Genomic DNA, 26331 nt, shown 5'->3' on the forward strand with positions numbered 1-26331 from the left:
TTTCAGGGATATTTTTATTATTTTCATATCTTTATATAAATAATCCCTATATCTTATATTATATATAAAATTATTTAAATTCAATGTTAAAATAAAAAAAGATGCAGAATGAAAAAATTTCCGCATCTTTTTCATTAATTATTTGTTATTAAGAGCCGCTCCAACAAATTTTTTAAATAATGGATGAGGATTATTTGGTCTTGATTTCAATTCTGGATGATATTGAACTCCTACAAACCATGGATGATCTTTTATTTCAACACATTCAACTAATCTCTCATCAGGTGAAGTTCCTGATAATATTAAACCAGATTCTTCTAATTTAGCTCTATATTCATTATTGAACTCATATCTATGTCTATGTCTTTCATAAATTAAATTAGAATTATATGCATCTTTTATTAAAGTTTCTTCTTTAACTTTACATGGATAAAGACCAAGTCTCATTGTTCCACCTAAATCTTCTACATCTTTTTGCTCAGGCATTAAATCTATAACTGGATGCATTGTTTCAGGGTTTAATTCAGATGAATTTGCATCTTCAAATCCGCAAACATTTCTAGCAAATTCTATAACTGCACATTGCATTCCTAAACATATTCCAAGAAATGGTTTTTTATTTTCTCTTGCCCATCTTATAGCTTCTATTTTTCCTTCTATTCCTCTATCACCAAAGCCACCTGGAACTAAAATTCCATCTACATCTCCTAAAAGTTCATCAGAATTTTCAATGTTTAAATCCTCTGAATTTATCCATTTTATCTCTACATTTGTATCATTAAATAACCCACCATGATTTAAAGCCTCAACTACTGATATATACGCATCATGTAGTTCTACATATTTTCCAACTAATGCTATTTTAGTGTTATGAGATAAGTGAGTTATTCTATGTACCATATCAATCCATTCACTATTATCTATATCTCTAAACGCAAGTTGCAATTTTTCACAAACAAGTCTATCTAAACCTTCTTTATGAAGCATTAATGGTACAGCATATAAATGCTCTGCATCTAAATTTTGTATTACAGAATTTCCATCTACATTGCAGAATAATCCTATTTTATTTTTAACATCTTGTGGAACTTCCTTTTCAGATCTACATACTATTATATCTGGTTGTATACCTATACTTCTTAATTCTTTTACTGAATGTTGTGTAGGTTTAGTTTTTAACTCTCCTGCTTTTCCTAAGAATGGAATTAAAGTTACATGAATGAAACAAACATTTTCTATTCCTACTTCATATTTTATTTGTCTTATAGCCTCTAAAAATGGTTGAGATTCTATATCTCCAACTGTTCCACCGATTTCTGTTATAACAACATCTACATCTCTCTCTTTCCCAACTCTATAAACTCTTTCTTTTATAGCGTTAGTTATATGTGGTATAACTTGTATTGTTCCCCCTAGGTATTCTCCTCTTCTTTCTTTTGATATTACTGACCAATAAACTTTACCAGCAGTAACATTTGAATTTTTAGTTAAGTTTTCATCAATAAATCTTTCGTAATGCCCTAAATCTAAATCTGTTTCTGCCCCATCATCAGTTACAAAAACCTCTCCATGTTGATATGGGCTCATAGTTCCTGGGTCAACATTTAAATATGGGTCAAATTTTTGTATACTTACTTTAAATCCTCTGTTCTTTAACAATCTTCCTAAAGATGCTGCTGTTATTCCTTTTCCAAGTGATGATACAACACCGCCAGTTACAAATACGTATTTAGTTTTTTTCATGTGACTTTTCCTCCTAAATTTAATAAAAGATATTGACAACTTATATTTTAAACATTATAATTAAAATTAACTCCATTTAAAATGGGAGTATAATATATTAAACAACATAGATACGATTTTAGCACAAACTATATAACTATGTCTAGTAGTTTGTTATATTTTTTTATAATTTTTTTACCCACTATTTTTATAGTGGGCTTTATCATTTAATCATCTTTCATCTTTATATTTAATTTTAATTCTGTTTTTAGTGGTGCTTGTCCATCTGCTATTAATGAATAATTTACATATACATTTCCACCAAAATCATCAACATTTACTTTTAAATCTTTCGTTACTGTCTTAAACTCTAAAATTCCATATGGAGTTTCATATAAAATTATTGAATTATTATCTTTTTTAAATTCCATAACTGTTGAAACAGAGCCACTTCTTTTTAAAGTTAATATATCCTTTTCTATCTTTAAAACAGTTTCAGTTTCTCCAAGTCCTGTTTCCTCGGTTTCTTTATAGACAATTTTATATATATCCTTTTCTTTACTAAAACTACCGAATGTAATGAGTTCAACCTTGTTGTCCACATCATCCATCTGATAACTAGTAATAGTTATTAAAGCTTCTTTTTTCATAAATAATTATCACACCTCAATTTTACTTTATTTATTTATCTTATATTTTTTAACAAAATAAAATTTTATCTAGTTGTAGTTTAAAATTTCTATTTAAATAAGTCAAATATTTTTAAACTAAATTTCACATTTTTAGTTTCATCAACTATTACATCATTTCTTATTTTTTCAAATTCTTCATCTGTTAGAACCTCTTTCATAGATTCCTCTGTTTCATCATAACTAACTTGTCCCTTCGTAACATCTACAAAACATATAGGTGGAAACATAACACACCACCAATTTTCTCCAGCTGCTTGTCCTATTAAAACCCTAAATGCCTCATATTCTCCCTGAGGAAGACTTATATTTCCATAAACTTTTTCTGGGAAATTCTCTCTTTTAAATTCTATCTTAACAGAATAATTATAACCATTTTCCTTTATACACTCATTCGCAATTTTTATAATTTCCTCTTCATTATTAGCTAATATTTCTCTTGATTCTTCTAAATTATTAGAATTTTTAAGTTTTGGAAATATATATTCTATTATTTTATCCTTAACCTTTATTTTAAGTTGTTGATCTTCATTAGAATTACTATTTGCAAGAACATGAAACCTTATTATTTTGCTACTTATTGAATCTATTAAGTCATTATTTTTAACATTATCTATATAAGCATGTCCACATAAAGAACATATTAATATTCCTAATACTGATATATACATAATTAGCTTTTTCATAAAAAAACACCCCCTAATATTTTAATTATTATCAAGAGATGTTCATTTTATTCACCTTATTATTTATTTATTGTGCGAGTTATAAAGATATCTTTAAATTTATACTTATTTTTAATGCTTTCATATGCATTTTGTGCCGTTAACATATCTTCAAAAAAGCCAAATATAGTGGGACCACTGCCACTCATCATAGCCCCTATAGCAGCATTTTTATTTAAATCTTCTTTTATTTCTTTTAATATCTTATGTTTCCCTAACGTAACATTTTCCAAAACATTCTTCATATTATTGCATACACCATAAATGTCATCTTTTTTAATGCATTCTATCAATTGATTCGTTTTTACATGCTTATATATCTTATTTATATCCAAACTACCATAAACCTCTTTAGTTGGAACCCCAAAATTAGGCTTAATAACAACTAATATCTTATTTTCAAATTTATCTAAATATGTTATCTTTTCACCAATACCTTCGCAAAGAGCTGTCCCACCATTTATACAATAAGGAACATCAGCACCTATTTTAAGAGCTAAATCAGTTAACTCTCTATACGTTGCACCAACATTAAACATTTTATTCATTATACATAAAACGGTTGCTGCGTCTGTACTACCTCCTGCAAGTCCCGCTGCTACTGGTATATTTTTTTTTATTTTGATAATAACTCCATCTTTTATCTTATACTTATCTTTAAATAATTTTGCTGCTTTATATGCTAAATTTCTTTCGTCACAAGGCACATATTGCTTATTACAATGTATTTTTATAGATTTATCATAGTTTTTTATAATCTCTATCTCATCATATAAATCTATAGTCTGCATAATCATTTCTAACAAATGATATCCATCATCCCTTTTTCCTATTACATCTAATGATATATTTATTTTTGCATAGGCTTTCTTCCTCATTTTATCTTCCTCTCTTTAGTAATTAATAAGATTATATTATCTTATTAGCTAATATTTCAATGAAAATTATTAAATAGTTTGGGAAATTTTATTATTAATATTATATCATATAAACCATAATTTTCATTTTTATATATAAAAGGAATTATTATTTTAAGTAGCCATTTTAAAACTGAATCTATCATTTTTTTAAAATGGCTACTTATTTAAATTACTGCTCTTCCTGGAATAATTAATTTTTCTCCTGGATAAATAATATCCGGATTTTCTATGTTATTTATTTTTATTATATCTTCCATAGTCGTATTATATTTTTTAGCTAAATTCCAAATAGTATCGTTTTTTTGTACTACATATATGCTTATTGATGCATTTTTTTCTTTAACTTCATCCTTTTGTTCTATATCTTTAATATATTGCTTTACAGTTTTTTCTTTAACTTTAGCCAATATATATATAACTGCTTTAACAGCAACTGTATTTGCTTCAACTGTGCTTTGTATATTTTCTAAATTCACATATATATTTTCTTCCATTCCATCATTTATATTTTGTATATCTATTGAACACTCAAAAGGCAAATCTCCTGACACCGTATTTAAATACTTATTTTCGTCTGAACAAGCATATATACTGTCAACCTTTAAAACACCATCTACAATAACTTTATTATTATCTATTTTACTATTTACACTTATTACCTTACCTATACTACTTATAATTTGTGCTATATTATCATCATTTTCTAATGATATATTATCCTTAACAATGATTTCTGTTGAACCTTCTGCTCTAGTCATACATATATTAAACGCATCTTTATTAACAGTTATTGTACTTGTAGGTGAGTATATATCATCTAATATTTCTATATCCTCTATCTTAATAATTTTAGTATCAACGTTTACTACTGCATCAAAATCCACAACCTTTTTCTCACTAGTTTCATCTTCTTCAACATTTATATTAAAATTGTGCAATTCTATATCATAATCCGAAATCATGCCTAATCCAACACCAATAATTTCTTCTTCTTTCGTTACAGGAATATCATCTTCTAAAACGTATAACTCTTTCCCATCATTAGACTTATACACAATATTCATTTTTATATAACAAGATGCTTGTACCTTATCTTCTAATATCTTTATATCTTTTTTATGAATCAAAAAACTATGGCTTATTATCTTATCTATTTGTGGTTTATCAATCCCAACTTTTATTTTGGATTTAGCTTCAATATTGAAATTTTTATTAGCCACTATTTTTTCTATTCTATCTGGTTTCTTTTGAAGTTGTACATCTCCATTTGAATTTACATCTTTAATAAACTCAACATTTTCTCTCTCATAAATCCTAGATTTTATAGTAAAATAAGCTTCAATATTTATTTTTCTCTCATTTATTATATTTGAATTAATATGTTCCAATTCACATTTAGCATAGCATACCATTTTATGTTCTGCGCCTTGTATATCTATTTGATTAGATATATTTTTTTCATAAACATGACTAGTTATTACAAACTCTCCTTCTTCCTTTGCTAAATAAATTACATTAAACTTTAATAAAGTTTCAACTATGACCTTATCTGTCTGTACCTCTTTATTTATTATAGATGTATCTACATCTAAAGATAATATTTTGTATACATCAGGATGTGTATCTGGAATTAAGTACTCTTCTTTAACTGGTATGCTTACAGATTCTTCTCCAACTAATTTTTCAAGTTGTATATTTTCTTTTATAATATCTAAATTAACCATGAACTACCCCCCATTATTATATTTAATATAATATATATCCACAAATAAAATTTTATTCCTATTTATATAATTTTTTAATTTTATTTACATGTTTCATGATATTATAGTGTTATTTAAAGTCTATAACTTCTATTCATTAAAAAAATAAAAAAAAAATTATATTTTTTTCACTATTATTGTTGACATATCTCTAAAAATGTCGTATTATAAAATAGGTTATTGACCATATAACCTCTCATAAATTCTCAATACCCTTTTATACCATAGTTGAAAGATGGAAACCCACCATCTTTCTTTTTTTGCATATAAAAAAGAGCTAACGCTCTTTTCAAGAAAAATTTAATTGCACAGTATTGGTTAAAATATCTGAATAATTATAGGTTAAAGTTCTTGGGAAATCATTTTCTACCCTTACAACAAAGATGCTCGCATACACGCCTTCTAAAACTCCTTCTTGTATTGATATTTTTTTTCTCCCATTATTGGCTTTTAATAAAACTTTCTGTCCTACATGTTCCTCTAAATCTTGTTTTATTGTCTGTAATGTAGTATTTATCTTCATCTTTTAACACCTTCCTTCATTTTATTTTTGAGAATGATGTTTTTAATGATTTTTGCTTACTTAAACATCTAGTTTTATTATCAGTCAAAATTCCTAAAATTATTCTATTTGTACTTAATTTATATAAGGGGATTTAGGATACCCTTCTCTATATTTTCCTCTAGTCTGTAAACCACCAATCCCCTTAATTCCTGTAATAGTATTTTCTATAACATCTATTGTAGACACTACTTCATTTATTCTTGTATATGCTATTTTTTCACATACAAAAACAGGGTCTAAACAATGAATCAATACTCTATTTGGTGAACTTGCAAAATTAGCACCAGCATCTAATATAGCTTCATAGCAAGATTGACATGCACCAGCAAATATAACTAATTCATCATAACTAGCATTATAATTTCTAAGAACATTTACAGCTTCTATGAAATATTTAGAATTTTTATAATTATTTAAGTCTAAATAATTAGTTGTCCCTTTTATCACCCCATCATGACCAGTTAACACAACTATATCTGGTTTACATTCTTTTACATAATCTAAAATTTTTCTTGGTTGTTCATATTCCGAAATAGCAACTCCTGTAGCATCTAACTTTAATTGCTTATACACCTTAAGGCAAGTTTCCAAATAACTTGAATCTCCATCAACATGAAGTATTTTCCCTGGTCTACCAAAAACAAGATGGTCGTTTTTACTAATCTTCTGAGATTTTTGACTTGGCTTTACACCTCTTCCTCTTAAAACCATAGCTCGTCTAATACTCTCATTAACTCTTGAATTAAATATCCTATCTTTATCCCCTGCAAAATCATCTTCAACATTCTCTAAATCATCTTCTAAAGAGTCTGCTATTATTCTAAAGTTTATACCTTGTAATATATAAATTTTTTTATTTTTTTTTTCCTTTATATCTATTATTTTAAACGTTATATCTTTACCATAAGATTTTCTTACAACATATTCTCCAATCTCCATAAAATCACCTAAATAATATCTATTTTATCTTATTATTTTATGTATTTTTTATTAACATGTTACATTGAAGTAATAAGAGCGCCTATTTTAGGCGTTCTTATTACTCATTTTGATTATAAATTTTCTTAAATTCATCTATAAACTTAATATATTTATCTTGTTCATTTATCATATTATTTATTTTTTTAGTAAAAGTATTTTGTCCCCATGTAACCTCATTATAATAATATCTATTAGCTAATCTCCAAAATCTTTGTGGAAATAATAAATAAGCAAACAATACCCTATATTCATTTTCTTTAAGTTTTGAAACCTTGTTATATTCTTCTATTATTTTATTAGCATATTTTATATCCCAATCCACTTTTTTAGATACTTTGGTTATAAAATTAGCCAAATCATAAACCCTAACTTCTCTCTTGCAATAATCAAAATCTATTATATTCACATTATTTTCTTTGCCTATAATAATATTATGATAAGTATAATCGTGATGACAAAATATTTTATTTACTTCTGCTTCCTCACATAAATTTAAATAATCAGAAGTTTTTAAAACATTTAAAGCCCTTTCCCCTAATTTTTTATAAAATTCAACATTACTTAAATAGTCTAAATCATATTGTTGTTTATTATGTTTTTTTCTAGCCATATCTCTCATTTTATCTAGGGCTTTAATTCTTTTTTCCATAAGACTTATCCATCTTCCTAAATCGCTTTTAAGCTTTGAATTCTCTGGTGGATCATACCCCTTACTGCACTCATGAAGTTCTGCTAATTTAGCTGATGCTAAGCTTATATCATCTGTTGATGTAAAGTCACATTCACGTCCCTCAATCCATTCAGACAATGTATACAAATCTTCATTAACCATTGCATATGGCTCATTATCTAAATTCATAAAATATCTATCAACACTTTTAAATCCATTATTAATTAGATGCTCTTTGGCTCCACATACAAATTCTAATTTTTGTATACCAAAATTTATCTTCTTTAAACATCTCTCACCCTTATTAGTATTTAAATAATATACCCCTTTATTAGGTTTCATTGTTTCTATTTTTATATTAAATTGTCTTTCAATTTCAAATTCTCTCATCATATTACTCACCCCCTATATATTTATATGATGAGCTATATATTTTTATTAACATTTTATAATAAATTCTAATATAATAAAATTATATCCATGAAGGAAGGATTAATTTATGAATATTAGTATAGATGGCAGAGCAGCTACTTTATATAGAGGTACTGGTATTGGAAACTATACTTATCAATTAATAAACAATTTTAATCAAATAGATTTTTTGAATAAGTATACAATATTAACTCCTAAAGATTCCAATTTAGATTTAAATTTAAAAAATAATTTTTCCCTTACAAATTCATCAGGAAATCCTAATAATAATTTTTGGGAATATATAAAAACACCTAATATTTTAGAAAAAAATAAATATGATATATACCATATACCACAAAATGGTATAGGAATGTGCGAAAATATTTCCTGTCCTTCAATAATAACATTACACGATATAATTCCATTAAAAATGCCTGAAACTGTTAGCCCTGTATTTTTAAAAGTTTTTAACGAACAACTACCTACAATTTTAAATACAACTAGTAGCATCATAACAGTATCGGAATTTTCAAAAAAAGATATCTGTGAATATTTTAATTATCCAGAAGAAAAAGTTTATGTTACACAATTAGCTGCCGAAGAAATGTATAAACCTTTAGATAAACATTATTGTAAAAAAATCCTAAAAAAAAGATATTCAATTGATACTGATTTTATACTATATGTTGGAGGTTTTAGTCCTAGAAAAAACATTTTAGGATTAATCGAAGCTTTTAATATCGTAAAAAATAAAACAAAAAAAAATTTAAAGTTGGTTATCGTAGGACGACATGGATTTTCCTATGAAACATATAAAAAACGTACTATTGAACTCAAATTAGAATCTTCTGTTATTTTCCCAGGATTTATAAAAACAGATGATATGCCTTACTTTTATAATGCTTCATCAATGCTTGTATACCCATCATTTTACGAAGGATTTGGACTCCCAGTTCTTGAAGCTATGGCCTGTGCAACTCCTGTTATCTCATCATCTTTAACATCTGTTCCTGAAGTTTGTGGAGATGCTTCTATTTTAATAAATCCATCTAATATAGATGATATTTCCTCTGCTATACTTAATATTTTCAATGATAAAGATTTAGCATCTTCTCTTATATATAGAGGACTTATTCATTCTAGTAAATTTAGTTGGAAAAAAACTGCTTATAATACCCTTGATGCCTATGAAAATACTTTATTATCACTATAAAAAATATAAAAAGCACATGATTAACTCAAATAAACATGTGCTTATTTTTTTATTATAAATAATTGTTTTTATAATATTCTAAAGTTTCTTTTTTTTCTTTTTCATAGCTCAACTTATTTTTAAACTTATAAAGATATGATTCATAACTCCATTCTTTAAGTTTTTTATAATATTCTATAGATAAAATAGTAAAGTCAGATGGATACATCATATATATATACATAATTTCTAATTCTTCTTTAGTTAATCTACTTACTTTATCATAATTACAAATTATAGAATCACACATCTCTACACTAAATCCAAATCTTTTTATAGTTTTAATTATAAAATCACTTATATCTTTTGCTCTAATATCTATTTTTAAATAATCAAAATCTATAAAATATACTTTATTATCCCTAATTATTATATTATGATAAGCTAAATCATTATGGGAAGCAACTATATAATTATTGTTATTCCAAAGAGAGTAATATTTGCTATTTTTCAATAAATCGATACAAAAATCTATCTTCTTAATATTTCTATCAACGTTATTTATAAATATTTCATCAAATTCATTCTTGTATTTAAAACTTAAAACATCTTCTTTAAATTTTAGTAATGCCCTTTTATCTTCATCAAATTTTTTTTCTAAATAGTAATTTCCTAAATTGTTCATTATCTCTTTATTCGATAAAGTTGTTAAAAATCCATCTGATGCTTTATGCATTAATGCTATTGCCTTTGCTGTTCTTTCTAATTCTATGGGATTTGCAACATCACATTCCATGCCTTCTATTAAGTCCATCAATATATACGTTTTATTTTTCCAATTAATATACTTATCACCATTTGGAAGAGTATTTATATTTAATATATATGGATAATCCTTTTTTATATAATCTATACTCCTACAAATAAAATCAAGTCTAGCAATTGGATACTCTATCATTTTTAAAATTTTTTTCCCTTGCTTAGTATCCAAAACATAAATATTTCTATTAGGCCACAAATCAATAACATCCAACCCTAAACTTTCAAAAAAATCTACTGACAAATCATATTCACACAAATATTTTTCATCACTATACCTTACCTTCCCCATAATAATCCACCCCTAAATCAAATCATTGTTATATAAATTCGTCAAAAATTCTGATTTCTTAAAAATTTCTTCTTTATCTAACCTTTGCATTAAATATTTCTTTTGTATAATTTTCATTGAATCATAAGGGTATGACAACAAATTTTCTATATATATCTTACTATCATTATCTAAATTGTGGCTCTTTATAAAAGAATTTATTATCTTGTTACAATCTAAAGAATTCTTTCTTTTTCTATACTTAAAAAGATACTTATAACAATCATGCTCTATTAAATTAAATGCCATTTTACTTAAATCAAATATATTTATGTTTCCATCTTTCCAAATATTATTTGAAGATACTTTTCCTACACATATTTCATTATTTCTCATTGATCTATGTATAAGATTTAAATATGAACTTTGATATATTGTATCTATTGCAATTTCAGCTTTTCTCACCACATTTTCAAGTTCATTAAAATTATAATTTTTAATAAGCCGTCTTCCCCTTCTATTCCACACTTTAAATGTTTCTATATCCTTCCATATAACATTAGGAATACCTAAACTGTATGGCTTATCGTAATTTAATAATATTTTTTGTATTTGAATTAAATTATCTATATCATTATCAAAACTATTATTATTTTGTTTTTTTCTTTTTTCAGCAATGAATATCCCACTATCATTTAAAAATTTCACCAATTCATTACTCATATTCATACAATCACCCCAATTATACTCTATAATTGTTCAATAAATTCTTTCCTCATCTCTATATCGTTTATATATTTTAATAGCTTATTTATAAACACCTCTTCTTTCCATGGCTGTTGTTCCCAATAATATTGAATCCCTAACTGCCAATAAGCTTGTGGAAACATAATAAAATATTTTAAAATTTTAATTTCTTCATCCGTAATACTTTTAACCATTGAGTAATCATTAATTATTTTTTTAAATTTATTAATATCCCACTTGCCATCTTTCATAACTCTTATACAAAGACTTCCTAAATCATGAAGGTAAGTATCCAATATACAATAGTCAAAATCGATTATTCTTATTTCATTATTACTGTCTAATAAAACATTATGATGTGCATAATCATGATGACAAAATCCTCTCCTCATAACTTGCCTAGACATAAGACTCATATATCCACTTTTTTTTAAGTTTATTATACAATTTTCAACACTTTCTAATTGTTCAATTATAATATCTAAATATAATAAATCAAATTCTGATTTATATGACTTTTGATATATTCTTTTTTTAAAATCTAATATTTCATTTCCTCTAGTTTGAAAATTTTTTATCCAATTCCCCCAATAAATTCTCGGCTTCATCTTTGAATTTATTGAAAACCCTTCACTCCCCCTATGAAGCTTGGCTAAATTTATCGTTGCCATCTCTAAGTCCACAGGGTTATCATAATTTAATTCTCTAGAATCTATCCATTTAGTTAAATAAGCAAATTTATCCTTAATTTTAATATAATTTTTATTATCAGTAGTATTTATTATTTCTAATATATTCTTATAATTATTATTTTTTAAATGTTCCATTGCTGAAATTATAAAATAAAAATGAGGATATTCATATCCTATTACCTTTAAACAAAATTTAGAATTACTATTATCTATTATTTTATAAACATTTTTTATCTTTTCTACACTTTGTACATTAATACTATATTTTTCCTCAACTAAGTTTTTAATATAAACATAATCCATATACTATCCTTAAATATTGATTCATTATATTATATATTTTTTTATATTACTTATATTCACATCTAACATCTTTTTATAATATTATTTATTATATGAATATTTTTGGAGATGTTTACCTTATGAAAATACTCTTAGATGCTAGAGGTGCATCTTGGTATAATGGTACTGGTATTGGTACATATACCTTCAATCTAATAGAATCTATGATTAATATAAATAATTCTAATGATAAGTTTCACTTATTTTGCTCTGGAGGAAAAGAAGAAGCTTTTAATAAAGATAATACAAAAATTATTATGTCTTCAAAAAAACATCAACATTTTTTTGAAGATTATTATATTCCACTTTATGCAAATAAAGAATCTATTGATTTATACCATGTTCCTCAAAATGGAATAGGACTAAATGAAAAAGGAAATTTTTTAAAAATCGTAACTATTCATGATTTAATTCCATATGTTCTTCCAGAAACAGTAGGGAAAAACTATCTAAAAAACTTTCTAAAAGATATGCCTGCTATAATAAATAATGCAGATGGTATACTTACTGTGTCAGAATACTCAAAAAAAGATATATTAAAATTTTTTCCTTCATTTCCAAGTGAAAGAATAATCGTAACACCACTTGCCGCAAACAAAAATTTTAAACCCCTAGATAAAAGAAAATGTAAACAAGAAATGGTCGATAAATTTAATATAAACAACCCATTTGTACTATATCTTGGTGGTTTTAGTCTAAGAAAAAATGTTAAACTTTTAATAGATGTATTTAACAATATCTTTTCATCATTAAACGGAGAATTTGATTTAGTTATAGCAGGTTCTTTAAAAGATGAAGGACTAAAGTTAAAAGAATACTCAAACAATTTAGAAGGAAGAAACCATATTAAATTTATTGGTTTTGTAGAAGATAGTTTCTTACCAGTATTATATAACGCTTCAGAACTATTTGTTTATCCATCACTTTATGAAGGGTTTGGACTTCCTCCCTTAGAGGCTATGAGCTGTAAAACACCAATAATAAGCACCAATATAACATCTATCCCTGAAGTGGTTAAAAACCCTTATGTTCTAATAGAACCAAATAATAAACACGATTTAGAAAATAGACTAGTTACGCTTTTAAATAATGATAAATTAAGACATGCATTAGGAAACGAAGGCTTTGAAAACAGTAAAAATTTCACTTGGGAAAAAACAGCTAAAAAAACCTTAAATTCTTATAAAACATTTTATAAATTAGGTAAAAAAGATAAATAAAATTAAAGCCATATTAATATAAATTTAATATGGCTTTAATTTTATTTAATAATCTATTTTATATTCTTCATTAATTTAAATTGGCACTAGCTTCTAACACCACATTTAATGTAATATTTTTTCCATTTCTTGATACAGTCATGCTTACAGTATCACCACTACTATAATTTTGTTTGTACGTATTTAATTCATCTATACTTGTTATTTCATTCCCTCCAAATTTTGTTATTACATCACCACTTTGTAGCCCTGCCTTTTCAGCTGCACTATATTCTGATACTGTAACTACATAAACTCCTTTTGGCAAATTTCTAAACTTAGCTGTAGTTTCATCTATAGTTCTTCCGGTTATACCTAATAAAAGCATTGGTTTAGATAAATCCTCCAATTTTTCTGTAAGAACATTTATAGGAATTGAAAAACCTATACCCTCTATGCCTTCCCCTACCTCTTTTGCTGTATTTATACCTATAACTTGACCTTGCGAATTTATAAGTGGACCTCCACTATTTCCTGAGTTTATAGCCGCATCTGTTTGAATATATTCAACTGTACTTGAATCATTCTTTGTTATCGTTCTATTTGCAGAACTTACTATACCACTAGTTACAGTTTCACTAAATTCTTTTCCAAGAGGATTTCCAATAGCAATCACCTCTTCCCCAGTTTCAACTAATGAAGAATCTCCAAGATTCGCAACACCTGGCATTTCTATATCATCTGTCACTTTAAGTACTGCTAAATCTTCAGTAGAATCGTAGTTTACAACCTCTGCACTTACTTCCTTTCCAGTACTTAATACTACATTAACACTTGTTGCCCCTTCTATAACATGATAATTAGTTACAACAAGACCCTCTTCACTTATTATAAAACCTGATCCTAAGCTGTTAGAAGTCCCAGATGTTGAGTTTATTGTAGCATCAACACCAACTACAGCAGGTGCAACCATCTTTACAACCTCTGCAATCGTTAAAGAACCACTTGAACTTGTAAACTCCTTTGATGTATTAGTAGTAGTTGAATTTGTTCCTGAACCATATACGCTACTTTTATTAGATCCATCACTTATTTCAGTATCAGATTTAACCATATAGTAAACTCCATATCCTCCAGTTACTCCACCTAACATAGCACATACTAAACCACCAGCAATAAAAGAAATTGATTTTTTAAATTTTCTATTTTTATCTAAACAATTATTTTCATTATTATTGTGGAATTTACTCATAATATAATCCTCCTAAAACACTAATTAAACTCCTTACACTAACTCTTTTCTTTAATTATATATTATCAGTAATTTATGACATTTTTATGTCATATTTATTATTTTATTCCATTTATTTTTATACCATATAAAATAACCCTATTATCTTTCCCCCAATCTCAAATTAGGTTTAGCATTTAAATCCATACTAGCTACATTACCCCTTAAAAATTCAAAATAAGCCGCACTTCCTATCATAGCTGCATTATCCGTACACAAAATAGGACTTGGAAAAAGAACATTTATATTTCTCTTTTTTCCCTCTTTAATTAAACTTTCTCTTAAAGCAGAATTTGATGCAACACCTCCTGCAATAGCTATTTTATCTATTTTCTTTATTTTACACGTTTTTATTACATTATCAGTTAAAACACCAACAACAGCTTTTTGAAAACTAGCTGCTACATCTGCTTTATTTATTTTTTCATTTTTCATCTCCATTTTATTTAGATAGTTAAGGACAGCAGATTTTACCCCACTAAAGGAAAAATCTAAAGTATTATCATGAAAATTTGCTCTTGGAAACTTAATAGCATCTTCATTTCCTTCTTTCGATAATTTATCTATTTTAGGTCCCCCAGGATATCCTAGTCCTAAAGATCTTGCAACCTTATCATACGCTTCTCCTGCTGCATCATCCCTAGTCTCTCCTATAATCTCATAATTTCCATAATCTTTTACATGAACTATAAAAGTATGTCCTCCTGAGACTACTAAACATACAAAAGGCGGTTTTAAATCCTTATGTTCTATAAAATTTGCACTTATATGTCCTTCAATATGATTTACCCCAATCAAAGGTTTTTTTAAAGAATAAGCAAGCCCCTTAGCATACTGAAGACCAACTAATAACGCCCCAACAAGACCTGGCCCATAAGTTACTGCAATAGCATCTATATCATCTAAAGTTTTATTAGCAACTTTCAAAGCCTCACTAACTACTGAATTTATAACTTCTATATGCATTCTAGATGCAACCTCTGGAACTACTCCTCCAAATTTTTTATGTGTATCTATTTGAGATGCTATAATGTTAGACAAAACATCTCTACCATTAACTACTACAGCTGCTGATGTTTCATCACAACTGCTTTCAATAGCTAAAATTATTTTATTTTCCATTTTTTATACCTCGTAAACTATATTTATTATGTAATTTGTATTATACTTCATAGTGTTTATACATTCAATAAAGTATAAGCTTAAATAATATGTTATAATTATTATAAATTTTTATATAAAGGAGAAATTATGAGTTGTTACGCAAGAGTTATAATTAAAGGCTCTCCTATTTCCAAATCAAATTTTAAAATGTTTAATTCTAAAGGGCGTGCTATCCTTCCTAATAATTCTGGGAAATATCATGATAGATATGCCAATTATGAAGAACAAATATCTTACGAAGCTAGAATACAAAATCCAAACATAGTATTAGATGAAGCATTAATTGCTATTTTAAAAGTTTATTACAAAAGTGAAAAACGCCATCCAGACACAAATAATATAACAAAAAGTATTTTCGACGGTATTGAAAAAAGCGGATTAATAGTAAATGATGTTCAAATTAGACGAATAATTATAGAAGAATTTTATGATAAAGAAAATCCTAGATTTGAATTGGAGCTTTTTGGTGAAAGCGAATATTCTATAGATTATAAAATAGTAAAAAACTCTACTATAAAACCTAAAACTATTTATTCATCTAATAAAAAAATAACTTCTTCAAAAAATACAAATAAAAATACTATTACTAAGCCTATAGATGATACTAACAAAACTTGCTCCATTTGTGGTAAAACAATAAAATCTAATGATTTTATAACAGCTAATAAGGGAAAAACGGTGATATGTAGAAAATGCTTATCTAAAACTTTTTAAAAACATTATAAAAATATGAAATTTAAATTATATGCAAACTACTACATATTAATTTAACTTTGACCAATAATTAAAGAGAGGTTACTAATAAATGATTTATTTGAATAATTCTTGTAAAATAGTGTGCATTGGAGATTCACTAACCTTTGGATATGGCATCCCCCAAAAGGAAAGTTGGACACATTTATTAAAAGAAGATTTAAAGCTAAATCTTATAAATAAAGGAATAAACGGTGATACATCAATAGGTCTTTTATCTCGATTTTTTAAAGATGTTTTAACAAACAAACCACAAATTTGCATTATAATGTGTGGAACTAATGATATCCTATCTAATAGGAGCGTGAATTCTATCATAGATAACATAAATATTATGATAAAGGACTGTTTACTTAATAATATAATCCCTATAATCCTTTCTCCTCCTAAAACTTTCAAATCATTAGCACAAAAGCTTTGGGATGACTCTATAAATTATATTAAAATAAATAATAATTTAAATTTGCTTAACAAAGAACTTGAAAAATTATGTATTTTAAATAACATATATTTTTTAGATATTTACAATTTAATTAAAGAAGAAAATATATATTTTAACGATGGAATTCATTTAAGTAAATATGGAAATTATTTAATGTTCAATGAAATAAAAAATTTATTAATCACTAACTTCCCCTATAAATAGCGTTAATATTTATAGGGGATAAGTACTAATTATATCAATTTTTTATTAAATATTCTTTCACAAATTTCCCAACCTTCATACCTTCTTCTACGCATTTTTTTGATAATTCATCACAATGAATCGCATTTCCACACGCAAGTATATTTTTTCTGCTAGTTTCAAATTTTTCATTAACTAATATACTATCATTTTCTTTATTTATCTCTAAACTTAATTCTTTAGCAAGTTCACTTTCTGAACTTCTATTTAAAGAAATTAATAATGAATCACATTCTATAGACTCCATAATTTTGTCATCACTTGCAAGTACAACTCCACTAATTCTCTCATCACCAAGTATATCTATAATATTATGATTTAATTTTATACATAGATTAAAATCTTTTATTATTTTTATACTTTTATCAGTTCTACAATTTAATTTATTTGATGGTTCTATAATAGCTATAACCTCAGCACCTTCAACAAGCAAACGCCTAGCTATTAAAATCTCTTTATCTCCAGAACCTAATATCACTATTTTTTTACCCGGTAAATATCCTTGAGCATTTATAAACCTCTGAGCAGCTCCTATTGTATAAACCCCTGCTATTTTATTAATGGGAATATCAATATTGCAATTAAATTTTTCTCTACTTCCAGTAGCTAATACTATAACCTTAGCTTTAATAATTTTCATTCCTTCATTTGGACTTACATAATAAATCACATTTCCATTTTTTATAGTAAGTGCTGTAGTATTTAATTTAACTTGAATATCAGAAAATTTTATACTATCTATAAAATATTGAGCATATTCACTTCCAGTTACACTATGACCAAATATATCTTCTCCATAGCCACAATGAATTGTTTGGTTTAATTCTCCCCCCAAATATTCTTCTCTTTCAATCAAAAGTATATTTTTAATATTTTCATTATCAGCAGATATAGCACATGCCATTCCAGCTGGTCCACCGCCTATCACTACTAAATCATACTCAAAATAAACATTACTCATAAGTATTCTCCCTTGATAATTGATAAATAATATAATAAAAAAAGCTTATAGATTCTACTATAAGCTTAAATATCAAATTGGCTCCTCCGAGAGGGCTCGAACCTCCAACCTATCGGTTAACAGCCGAGTGCTCCACCATTGAGCTACAGAGGAATATTAGTATTTGAAAGATATATTCTTTCAAAATTACACTAAGCATTAAGATAAAGTTAATTAGGTCAAGCCCTCGACCTATTAGTATCAGTCAGCTAAATATGTTACCATACTTACACCTCTGACCTATCAACCTTGTGTTCTTCAAGGGGTCTTACTAGCTTATGCTATGGGAAATCTCATCTTGAGGTGGGCTTCACGCTTAGATGCTTTCAGCGTTTATCCCTTCCCGACTTAGCTACCCAGCTGTGCTCCTGGCGGAACAACTGGTACACCAGAGGTCAGTCCATCCCGGTCCTCTCGTACTAAGGACAGCTCCTCTCAAATTTCCTACGCCCGCGACGGATAGGGACCGAACTGTCTCACGACGTTCTGAACCCAGCTCGCGTGCCGCTTTAATGGGCGAACAGCCCAACCCTTGGGACCTACTTCAGCCCCAGGATGCGACGAGCCGACATCGAGGTGCCAAACCTCCCCGTCGATGTGGACTCTTGGGGGAGATCAGCCTGTTATCCCCGAGGTAGCTTTTATCCGTTGAGCGATGGCCCTCCCACGAGGTACCACCGGATCACTAAGCCCGACTTTCGTCCCTGCTCCACTTGTGGGTGTCGCAGTCAGGCTCCCTTCTGCCTTTGCACTCTTCGAACGATTTCCGACCGTTCTGAGGGAACCTTTGGGCGCCTCCGTTACTTTTTAGGAGGCGACCGCCCCAGTCAAACTGCCCACCTAACAATGTCCTGTGACCAGATTCATGGCCGCCAGTTAGAACTTCAGTACTATCAGGGTGGTATCCCAACGTCGACTCCACTAAGGCTGACGCCCTAGTTTCTCAGTCTCCCACCTATCCTGTACAGACAATACCGAAATTCAATGCTAAGCTACAGTAAAGCTCTACGGGGTCTTTCCGTCCAATCGCGGGTAACCAGCATCTTCACTGGTACTACAACTTCGCCGGATTTGCAGTTGAGACAGTGCTCAAGTCATTACGCCATTCGTGCGGGTCAGAACTTACCTGACAAGGAATTTCGCTACCTTAGGACCGTTATAGTTACGGCCGCCGTTTACTGGGGCTTAAGTTCACACCTTCGCTTACGCTAAGTGTTCCCCTTAACCTTCCAGCACCGGGCAGGCGTCAGCCCCTATACATCAGCTTACGCTTTAGCAGAGACCTGTGTTTTTGCTAAACAGTTGCTTGAGCCTATTCTCTGCGACCTACTCTCATAGGCATCCCTTATTGCTAACTTACGGGATCAATTTGCCGAGTTCCTTAACTGCAATTCTTCCGCCGGCCTTAGGATTCTCTCCTCACCTACCTGTGTCGGTTTGCGGTACGGGCACTACTTCTCTCTCTAGACGCTTTTCTTGGCAGCGTGGAATCATGTACTTCGGTTTCGTAGAACCTTCCCCATAACATCTCATCATTATTACAACGGATTTGCCTATTGTAACTGACTAAATGCTTAGACTAGCATCCAATAGCTAGCACACACTATCCTCCTGCGTCACGCCATCGATAATAACGATGGTAGTGGTACTGGAATATCAACCAGTTGTCCATCACCTACGCCTTTCGGCCTCGGCTTAGGTCCCGACTAACCCTCAGCGGACGAGCCTTCCTGAGGAAACCTTAGGTATTCGGCCTGTAGGATTCTCACCTACATCTCGCTACTAATGCCAACATTCTCACTCGTAATCAGTCCACCACTCCTTACGGTATGACTTCAGCCCGATTACGACGCTCCTCTACCGCTTGAATAAATTCAAGCCCGTAGCTTCGGTGGTAAGTTTTAGCCCCGAACATCTTCGGCGCAGGATCTCTCGACTAGTGAGCTATTACGCACTCTTTTAATGAGTGGCTGCTTCTAAGCCAACATCCTAGTTGTCTTAGAAATCCCACATCCTTTTCCACTTAACTTACACTTTGGGACCTTAGCTGACGATCTGGGCTGTTTCCCTTTTGACCACGGATCTTATCATTCGTAGTCTGACTGCCGAACTTATAGTATATGGCATTCGGAGTTTGATAAGGTTCGGTAAGCGCTATGCCCCCTAGCCCATTCAGTGCTCTACCTCCATTACTCATATTCGACGCTAGCCCTAAAGCTATTTCGAGGAGAACCAGCTATCTCCGAGTTCGATTGGAATTTCTCCGCTATCCACAGCTCATCCCATGCTTTTTCAACAGCAACGTGGTTCGGTCCTCCACGAGGTTTTACCCTCGCTTCAACCTGGCCATGGATAGGTCACCCGGTTTCGGGTCTACGACATGCAACTAGTTGCCCTATTAAGACTTGGTTTCCCTTCGGCTCCGTACCTTAAGTACTTAACCTTGCTACATATCGTAACTCGTTGGCTCGTTCTACAAAAAGCACATCATCGCACACATAAGGTGCTTTGATCGGTTGTAGACATATGGTTTCAGGTTCTATTTCACTCCCCTCCCGGGGTTCTTTTCACCTTTCCCTCACGGTACTGCTTCACTATCGGTCATCAGGTAGTATTTAGCCTTGGGAGGTGGTCCTCCCTGCTTCCCACAAGGTTTCACGTGTCTCGTGGTACTCTGGATTAGAACTTGATTACTCTAACTTTCACTTACAGGACTATTACCTTCTACGGTAGAGCTTTCCAGCTCTCTTCAATTAGTTATAGTTTCTCGTTATGTTCTATCCACAACCCCGGAAACAAGTTTCCGGTTTGGGCTCTTTCCCTTTCGCTCGCCGCTACTTAGAAAATCGATTTTTCTTTCTCTTCCTCTAGGTACTTAGATGTTTCAGTTCCCTAGGTTTACCCTCGTTAACCTATTTATTCAGTTAACGATACATGGGGTTTTCCATGTGAGTTTCCTCATTCGGAAATCTTTGGATCTCAGACTATGTGCGTCTACCCAAAGCTTATCGCAGCTTATCACGTCCTTCATCGGCTCCTGATGCCAAGGCATTCACCATACGCCCTTTGTAGCTTGACCTTTGTTTCTATCTTTTAGATAGTTGCAATCAATTTTACAAAGAATAGTAAATTTAATTGGCTTTACTCTATTTATTAATACTTATGTGTAATTTTCAAAGAACATGGTGGGTCTAAATGGACTCGAACCATCGACCTCACGCTTATCAGGCGTGCGCTCTAACCAGCTGAGCTATAGACCCATATGGTGGAGGTAAAGGGATTCGAACCCTTGACCCCCTGCGTGCAAGGCAGGTGCTCTCCCAACTGAGCTATACCCCCATATGTTTTGAGAGTTAATCTCTCAAAATTAAACAGATATTTAAGAAGCATTCTTTATTATCATCTTAGTTTTCCTAAGATGTTCTTCCTTAGAAAGGAGGTGATCCAGCCGCAGGTTCTCCTACGGCTACCTTGTTACGACTTCACCCCAATCGCTGACCCTACCTTCGGCCGCTGCCTCCTTACGGTTAGCTTACGGACTTCGGGTATTGCCAACTCTCATGGTGTGACGGGCGGTGTGTACAAGACCCGGGAACGTATTCACCGCGACATTCTGATTCGCGATTACTAGCAACTCCAGCTTCATGTAGGCGAGTTTCAGCCTACAATCCGAACTGAGACAAGTTTTTGAGTTTTGCTCCACTTCACAGTATTGCTTCTCTTTGTACTTGCCATTGTAGCACGTGTGTAGCCCTAGACATAAGGGGCATGATGATTTGACGTCATCCCCACCTTCCTCCCGGTTAACCCGGGCAGTCTCGCTAGAGTGATCAACTTAATGGTACCAACTAACAATAAGGGTTGCGCTCGTTGCGGGACTTAACCCAACATCTCACGACACGAGCTGACGACAACCATGCACCACCTGTGTTCCTGTTCCCGAAGGAACTTCCCACATTACTGGTAATTCAGGACATGTCAAGTCTAGGTAAGGTTCTTCGCGTTGCTTCGAATTAAACCACATGCTCCGCTGCTTGTGCGGGTCCCCGTCAATTCCTTTGAGTTTTAATCTTGCGACCGTACTCCCCAGGCGGAATACTTAATGCGTTAGCGGCGGCACAGAGGCTTGGGGCCCCTACACCTAGTATTCATCGTTTACGGCGTGGACTACCAGGGTATCTAATCCTGTTTGCTCCCCACGCTTTCGAGCCTCAGCGTCAGTTACAGTCCAGAGAATCGCCTTCGCCACTGGTGTTCTTCCTAATCTCTACGCATTTCACCGCTACACTAGGAATTCCATTCTCCTCTCCTGCACTCTAGATATCCAGTTTGGAATGCAGCTCCCAAGTTAAGCTCGGGTATTTCACATCCCACTTAAATATCCGCCTACGCTCCCTTTACGCCCAGTAAATCCGGATAACGCTTGCCACCTACGTATTACCGCGGCTGCTGGCACGTAGTTAGCCGTGGCTTCCTCCTTAGGTACCGTCATTATCGTCCCTAAAGACAGAGCTTTACAATCCGAAGACCTTCATCACTCACGCGGCGTTGCTGCATCAGGGTTTCCCCCATTGTGCAATATTCCCCACTGCTGCCTCCCGTAGGAGTCTGGACCGTGTCTCAGTTCCAATGTGGCCGATCACCCTCTCAGGTCGGCTACGCATCGTCGCCTTGGTGAGCTGTTACCTCACCAACTAGCTAATGCGCCGCGGGCCCATCTCATAGCGGATTGCTCCTTTGATTGTTAAAAGATGCCTTTCAACAATATTATGCGGTATTAATCTTCCTTTCGGAAGGCTATTCCCCTCTATGAGGCAGGTTGCCCACGTGTTACTCACCCGTCCGCCGCTAGAAAAGCTCCGAAGAACTTTTCTCGCTCGACTTGCATGTGTTAAGCACGCCGCCAGCGTTCATCCTGAGCCAGGATCAAACTCTCAAATTAAAATATACTAATTTCTTAGTTTTTATTCGAGTTTAATCTACTCATATTACTTATAAAAGAATTGCTGGTTTACTTAAATTATCTGTTTAATTTTCAAAGATCATTGTTTTTCTTTTTTCTCTATCGCCCTCAAGCTACTTCTTTATAATATCATTGTTTTATCTTTATGTCAATAATATTTTTAAAAAAACTTGATAATAATCTTTTAAGAACTTAAGATGTATTGTAATTTTAAAAAACTATTTACTATATTCTAAGCAATTCATAAAACTCCTAAGTTTAAATTAATGTAAACTAATATTTTATAGAAAAGCTATCTTTACTATTTAAAGAATTACTGCATGTTTATAAACCTTCCTAAGAAGATCAAAAAGGAAGATATATTATACTATTGATAAACAAAAACGTTTTATACCGGCTTGAAATGCTCATAGATTACAATGTTTGTTTTTATTTGCTTTGGGTACTGAATTAAGATTAGGTGAATACTAGCCTTAACATGGAATGATATTAATTTTGATGATAAAACAGTATCAGTAAATAAAAGCATTAGACAGGAAACTATATTTAACAATAAAGGTGAAGGTAAGTATACTACCATCATACAACCACCTAAGACAGAAACAAGTATAACAACTGTACCAATTCCAAGTAATATAATACAAAAGTTAAAACAGTTTAAAATAACTCAAAACAAAGAAAGATTATCTAATGGTGAATTATATATGCCTAGTGATTTAGTATTTACTACTCCAATAGGTACTCCTATAAATACATCTAACCTTAGAAAGGTATATAGTAGACTACTAAAAAAAGCCGATATCAATAATATTAAGTTTCATGCTCTTAGGCATACTTATGCTACTAGATTATTTGAAGAGGGAATACAAATCAAAACAGTTCAATCATTACTTGGACATTCAGATATAAATACAACCATGAATATTTATACTCATGTTACAAGTGATGTAAAAAATAATGCAGTTGAAAAACTTAATAAAATATTTAATTTTTAAAAAATAAACAACCTAAAATCTAATTTTTAGGTTGTTTTCTATTAAACTATACTACTATTTAATTGTATTATAGATAATAATATTTGTTTATAAAATATAACACTTAAAAATTCAAAATTCTTCTCAACATCAGCCTTCTGTAATGCCTCATAATATAATTCCTTATCTTTATATTTCAAATATACAGGCGGTAATTTTTTTATCCTTAATAGCCAATTTAACAATACTCTTGACATTCTACCATTTCCATCATGAAATGGATGCATAACTGTTATTTTATAATGAATCTTAATAGCTCTATCAATATATTCAGAAATACAATATTTATCTTTCTTAGATATTAAACTCTTAATTTCATCATTTAAATTAAGTAGTTCTATAGGTATTTGCTTATAATCTGCTGTTTCAAATTTTGCCTCAGTAACATAATTATTACTAGATCTAATTTTACCACCTTCTTCTGGATAAGGTGCATATTGATATAATTTTTTATGCAACGTTAATAAACTAAATGCTGTTATATTTTCCTGAGTAGTCATTACATAATCATAAACCGATGCATGTCCTAAAACTTCTATTATGTCTTTATATTCACTATTACAATAAGAACTATCTTGTTTCTTCATTCTTAAATCGGTTACTATTTCTGATACCTCTCCTATAGAAAGTTTTACTCCTTCTATCCTATTTTCATTATATATAAAATCATTTTTAAACTTATACCATATTAAATCACTTTTATTATCAAAAACAAACTTATAAGAATTTATTATATTTATCATTAATTTCTTATCAGATGTATTTAATCCTTTTTATTCCTTTTTATTCCTTTTTCTTGGTAGGTTTATATTTAGAAATTCTTTTTTTTAGTTGCTTAGAATCTATATTTCCAGATATCTTGTTCAATTTATATGCTATGTTAAAAACACATGATTCAAAACTAACACCAAAAACATCAGATATGTTCAACACATCATCAAATGATACGTACCCATCAATCTCATACTTTTTAACTTCTTTTTCTAAATATTCAGTCGGCATTAATAATTCACTTGCAAATCTATCAGCAAACTTCTCTATAGGACTTTTTTGTCTTCCATCTATAGGACAAATACTCGATTCCATTCTATCTTTTAAATGGTGACAAAGTTCATGCGCCGCTGTAAATCGTTGTCTTGTAATTGGCCTATTAATATTAATACCAATTATAGCTATATCATCTTCATTTTCTGGCACAATATAAATACCCTCTAAATCCTTAAAATCCTTAAATTGATATATTACATTTAACTTATCTAATATAACAAAAGGATCTATTGGAAATGAGGGTATTTCTTCTTTAAAAACTTTTTTTAATACTTCATTTGCTAATTCTTCTGGTTTGCTATTCTTTAATTCATCTAACTCAGTATTCAAAAACATATTATACCTCTTTACATTTTAGTCTTTTTTTTAATTCAAGAAGATCTAATATCTCTTTTTTATCACAATCTGAAAGTTTTGAAAAAGTTCTAGCAAACATTTTTTGATTAATACATTCCTGCTCCATGTGCAATAACTCTTCTAATCTTATACCATATAAATTTGAAAAAGAATTAATTTCTTCCTTAGTTACTTCTTTAGCTCCATTTTCTATTGCTATAATCTTAGTCTTTTCCATGTTTAATATATTAGCAACATATTCTTGAGATAAATTTAATTTATTTCTACATTCTTTCAATTTGTAATTTAACGACATATTCATATTATCAACCCCTACTATAATAATA

22 protein-coding genes, 3 tRNA genes and 2 rRNA genes are annotated in these 26331 nt (G+C 30.2%); 5 read left to right on the forward strand and 22 right to left on the reverse strand.

All coding sequences use genetic code 11. From position 1 onward, the window contains the following. Window positions 1-138: 138 nt before the first annotated feature. The 8 genes from pyrG to HH195_RS08985 form a co-directional block, all read right to left on the reverse strand. Window positions 139-1743 carry a CTP synthase gene (gene pyrG, locus HH195_RS08950; RefSeq protein ID WP_196370891.1) on the reverse strand — a complete coding sequence of 535 codons (1605 nt, stop codon included), beginning with the start codon at window positions 1741-1743 and terminating at the stop codon, window positions 139-141. A gap of 206 nt (window positions 1744-1949) precedes the next feature. Next, window positions 1950-2372, reverse strand: coding sequence for a YwiB family protein (locus HH195_RS08955; protein ID WP_196370892.1), 423 nt, complete (start codon window positions 2370-2372; stop codon window positions 1950-1952). Window positions 2373-2461: 89 nt separating this feature from the next. Then, window positions 2462-3097, reverse strand: coding sequence for a stage II sporulation protein R (gene spoIIR / locus HH195_RS08960; RefSeq protein ID WP_196370893.1), 636 nt, complete (start codon window positions 3095-3097; stop codon window positions 2462-2464). A gap of 59 nt (window positions 3098-3156) precedes the next feature. Continuing rightward, a complete protein-coding gene (ispE, locus tag HH195_RS08965) occupies window positions 3157-4014 on the reverse strand; it encodes a 4-(cytidine 5'-diphospho)-2-C-methyl-D-erythritol kinase (protein ID WP_196370894.1) in 858 nt (285 codons plus the stop codon). 206 nt (window positions 4015-4220) lie between these two features. Beyond that, window positions 4221-5780, reverse strand: a complete 1560-nt coding sequence (locus HH195_RS08970) for a DUF3794 and LysM peptidoglycan-binding domain-containing protein (RefSeq protein ID WP_196370895.1) — start codon at window positions 5778-5780, stop codon at window positions 4221-4223. A 328-nt stretch (window positions 5781-6108) separates the two neighbouring features. Continuing rightward, complete coding sequence (locus tag HH195_RS08975) at window positions 6109-6342, reverse strand: Veg family protein (RefSeq protein ID WP_055259582.1); 234 nt, start codon at window positions 6340-6342, stop codon at window positions 6109-6111. A 114-nt stretch (window positions 6343-6456) separates the two neighbouring features. Further along, entirely contained in the window at window positions 6457-7323 is an 867-nt protein-coding gene (yabG, locus tag HH195_RS08980; RefSeq protein ID WP_196370896.1) for a sporulation peptidase YabG, read from the reverse strand. Window positions 7324-7423: 100 nt separating this feature from the next. Further along, a complete protein-coding gene (locus tag HH195_RS08985; RefSeq protein WP_196370897.1) occupies window positions 7424-8428 on the reverse strand; it encodes a CotS family spore coat protein in 1005 nt (334 codons plus the stop codon). A gap of 106 nt (window positions 8429-8534) precedes the next feature. Between HH195_RS08985 and HH195_RS08990 the strand changes: the two genes are divergently transcribed. Further along, complete coding sequence (locus HH195_RS08990) at window positions 8535-9662, forward strand: glycosyltransferase family 4 protein (protein ID WP_112365703.1); 1128 nt, start codon at window positions 8535-8537, stop codon at window positions 9660-9662. 52 nt (window positions 9663-9714) lie between these two features. On the opposite strand, the gene HH195_RS08995 is transcribed toward HH195_RS08990, so the two are convergent. The 3 genes from HH195_RS08995 to HH195_RS09005 are packed head-to-tail and all read right to left on the reverse strand — an operon-like array spanning window position 9715 to window position 12473. Next, window positions 9715-10752: a CotS family spore coat protein gene (locus HH195_RS08995; RefSeq protein WP_195926654.1), complete on the reverse strand. Its 1038-nt coding sequence runs from the start codon at window positions 10750-10752 to the stop codon at window positions 9715-9717. A gap of 12 nt (window positions 10753-10764) precedes the next feature. Beyond that, window positions 10765-11460 (reverse strand): hypothetical protein, encoded by a 696-nt coding sequence (locus HH195_RS09000; protein ID WP_055259593.1) that lies wholly within the window; start codon window positions 11458-11460, stop codon window positions 10765-10767. Window positions 11461-11480: 20 nt separating this feature from the next. Further along, window positions 11481-12473 carry a CotS family spore coat protein gene (locus HH195_RS09005; RefSeq protein ID WP_196370898.1) on the reverse strand — a complete coding sequence of 331 codons (993 nt, stop codon included), beginning with the start codon at window positions 12471-12473 and terminating at the stop codon, window positions 11481-11483. Between the two features lie 119 nt (window positions 12474-12592). Here HH195_RS09005 and HH195_RS09010 point away from each other — a divergent pair, with 119 nt between their 5' ends. Continuing rightward, window positions 12593-13732 (forward strand): glycosyltransferase family 4 protein, encoded by a 1140-nt coding sequence (locus HH195_RS09010; RefSeq protein WP_196370899.1) that lies wholly within the window; start codon window positions 12593-12595, stop codon window positions 13730-13732. 70 nt (window positions 13733-13802) lie between these two features. On the opposite strand, the gene HH195_RS09015 is transcribed toward HH195_RS09010, so the two are convergent. Both HH195_RS09015 and tsaD read right to left on the reverse strand, forming a co-directional pair. Beyond that, window positions 13803-14963: a S1C family serine protease gene (locus HH195_RS09015; protein ID WP_196370900.1), complete on the reverse strand. Its 1161-nt coding sequence runs from the start codon at window positions 14961-14963 to the stop codon at window positions 13803-13805. A 141-nt stretch (window positions 14964-15104) separates the two neighbouring features. Then, window positions 15105-16124: a tRNA (adenosine(37)-N6)-threonylcarbamoyltransferase complex transferase subunit TsaD gene (gene tsaD, locus HH195_RS09020; protein WP_055259602.1), complete on the reverse strand. Its 1020-nt coding sequence runs from the start codon at window positions 16122-16124 to the stop codon at window positions 15105-15107. A 129-nt stretch (window positions 16125-16253) separates the two neighbouring features. On the opposite strand from tsaD, the gene HH195_RS09025 reads away from it, so the two are divergent. Both HH195_RS09025 and HH195_RS09030 read left to right on the forward strand, forming a co-directional pair. Further along, window positions 16254-16880 carry a RusA family crossover junction endodeoxyribonuclease gene (locus HH195_RS09025; RefSeq protein ID WP_195926662.1) on the forward strand — a complete coding sequence of 209 codons (627 nt, stop codon included), beginning with the start codon at window positions 16254-16256 and terminating at the stop codon, window positions 16878-16880. A gap of 91 nt (window positions 16881-16971) precedes the next feature. Beyond that, complete coding sequence (locus HH195_RS09030; RefSeq protein ID WP_196370901.1) at window positions 16972-17565, forward strand: GDSL-type esterase/lipase family protein; 594 nt, start codon at window positions 16972-16974, stop codon at window positions 17563-17565. 34 nt (window positions 17566-17599) lie between these two features. Here HH195_RS09030 and HH195_RS09035 read toward each other — a convergent pair whose 3' ends face one another. From HH195_RS09035 to HH195_RS09060, 6 genes are all read right to left on the reverse strand, one after another. Next, window positions 17600-18565 carry an NAD(P)/FAD-dependent oxidoreductase gene (locus HH195_RS09035; RefSeq protein ID WP_196370902.1) on the reverse strand — a complete coding sequence of 322 codons (966 nt, stop codon included), beginning with the start codon at window positions 18563-18565 and terminating at the stop codon, window positions 17600-17602. A gap of 78 nt (window positions 18566-18643) precedes the next feature. Then, window positions 18644-18718: transfer RNA gene (locus HH195_RS09040), tRNA-Asn, on the reverse strand. A gap of 61 nt (window positions 18719-18779) precedes the next feature. Beyond that, window positions 18780-21683, reverse strand: a 23S ribosomal RNA gene (locus HH195_RS09045). Between the two features lie 104 nt (window positions 21684-21787). Beyond that, window positions 21788-21864 (reverse strand) — tRNA-Ile (locus HH195_RS09050). A 3-nt stretch (window positions 21865-21867) separates the two neighbouring features. After that, window positions 21868-21943, reverse strand: a tRNA-Ala gene (locus HH195_RS09055). Window positions 21944-22036: 93 nt separating this feature from the next. Beyond that, window positions 22037-23546 (reverse strand): 16S ribosomal RNA (locus HH195_RS09060). Together the 16S and 23S rRNA genes with 3 tRNA genes alongside form the textbook arrangement of a ribosomal RNA operon. Window positions 23547-24031: 485 nt before the next feature. On the opposite strand from HH195_RS09060, the gene HH195_RS09065 reads away from it, so the two are divergent. Then, window positions 24032-24562, forward strand: coding sequence for a site-specific integrase (locus tag HH195_RS09065; protein ID WP_196371929.1), 531 nt, complete (start codon window positions 24032-24034; stop codon window positions 24560-24562). A gap of 41 nt (window positions 24563-24603) precedes the next feature. Here HH195_RS09065 and HH195_RS09070 read toward each other — a convergent pair whose 3' ends face one another. Genes HH195_RS09070 through HH195_RS09080 form a run of 3 tightly spaced genes read right to left on the reverse strand, consistent with a single transcriptional unit; the run spans window position 24604 to window position 26306 of the window. Continuing rightward, window positions 24604-25344: a Fic family protein gene (locus tag HH195_RS09070; protein WP_196370903.1), complete on the reverse strand. Its 741-nt coding sequence runs from the start codon at window positions 25342-25344 to the stop codon at window positions 24604-24606. 40 nt (window positions 25345-25384) lie between these two features. Next, window positions 25385-25984: an ImmA/IrrE family metallo-endopeptidase gene (locus tag HH195_RS09075; protein WP_196370904.1), complete on the reverse strand. Its 600-nt coding sequence runs from the start codon at window positions 25982-25984 to the stop codon at window positions 25385-25387. 1 nt (window position 25985) lies between these two features. Beyond that, on the reverse strand, window positions 25986-26306 hold the full coding sequence (locus HH195_RS09080) for a helix-turn-helix transcriptional regulator (RefSeq protein ID WP_196370905.1): 321 nt from the start codon (window positions 26304-26306) through the stop codon (window positions 25986-25988). Window positions 26307-26331: the final 25 nt, after the last annotated feature.

Source organism: Candidatus Sarcina troglodytae (assembly GCF_015708635.1).
Taxonomy (GTDB): domain Bacteria; phylum Bacillota; class Clostridia; order Clostridiales; family Clostridiaceae; genus Sarcina; species Sarcina ventriculi.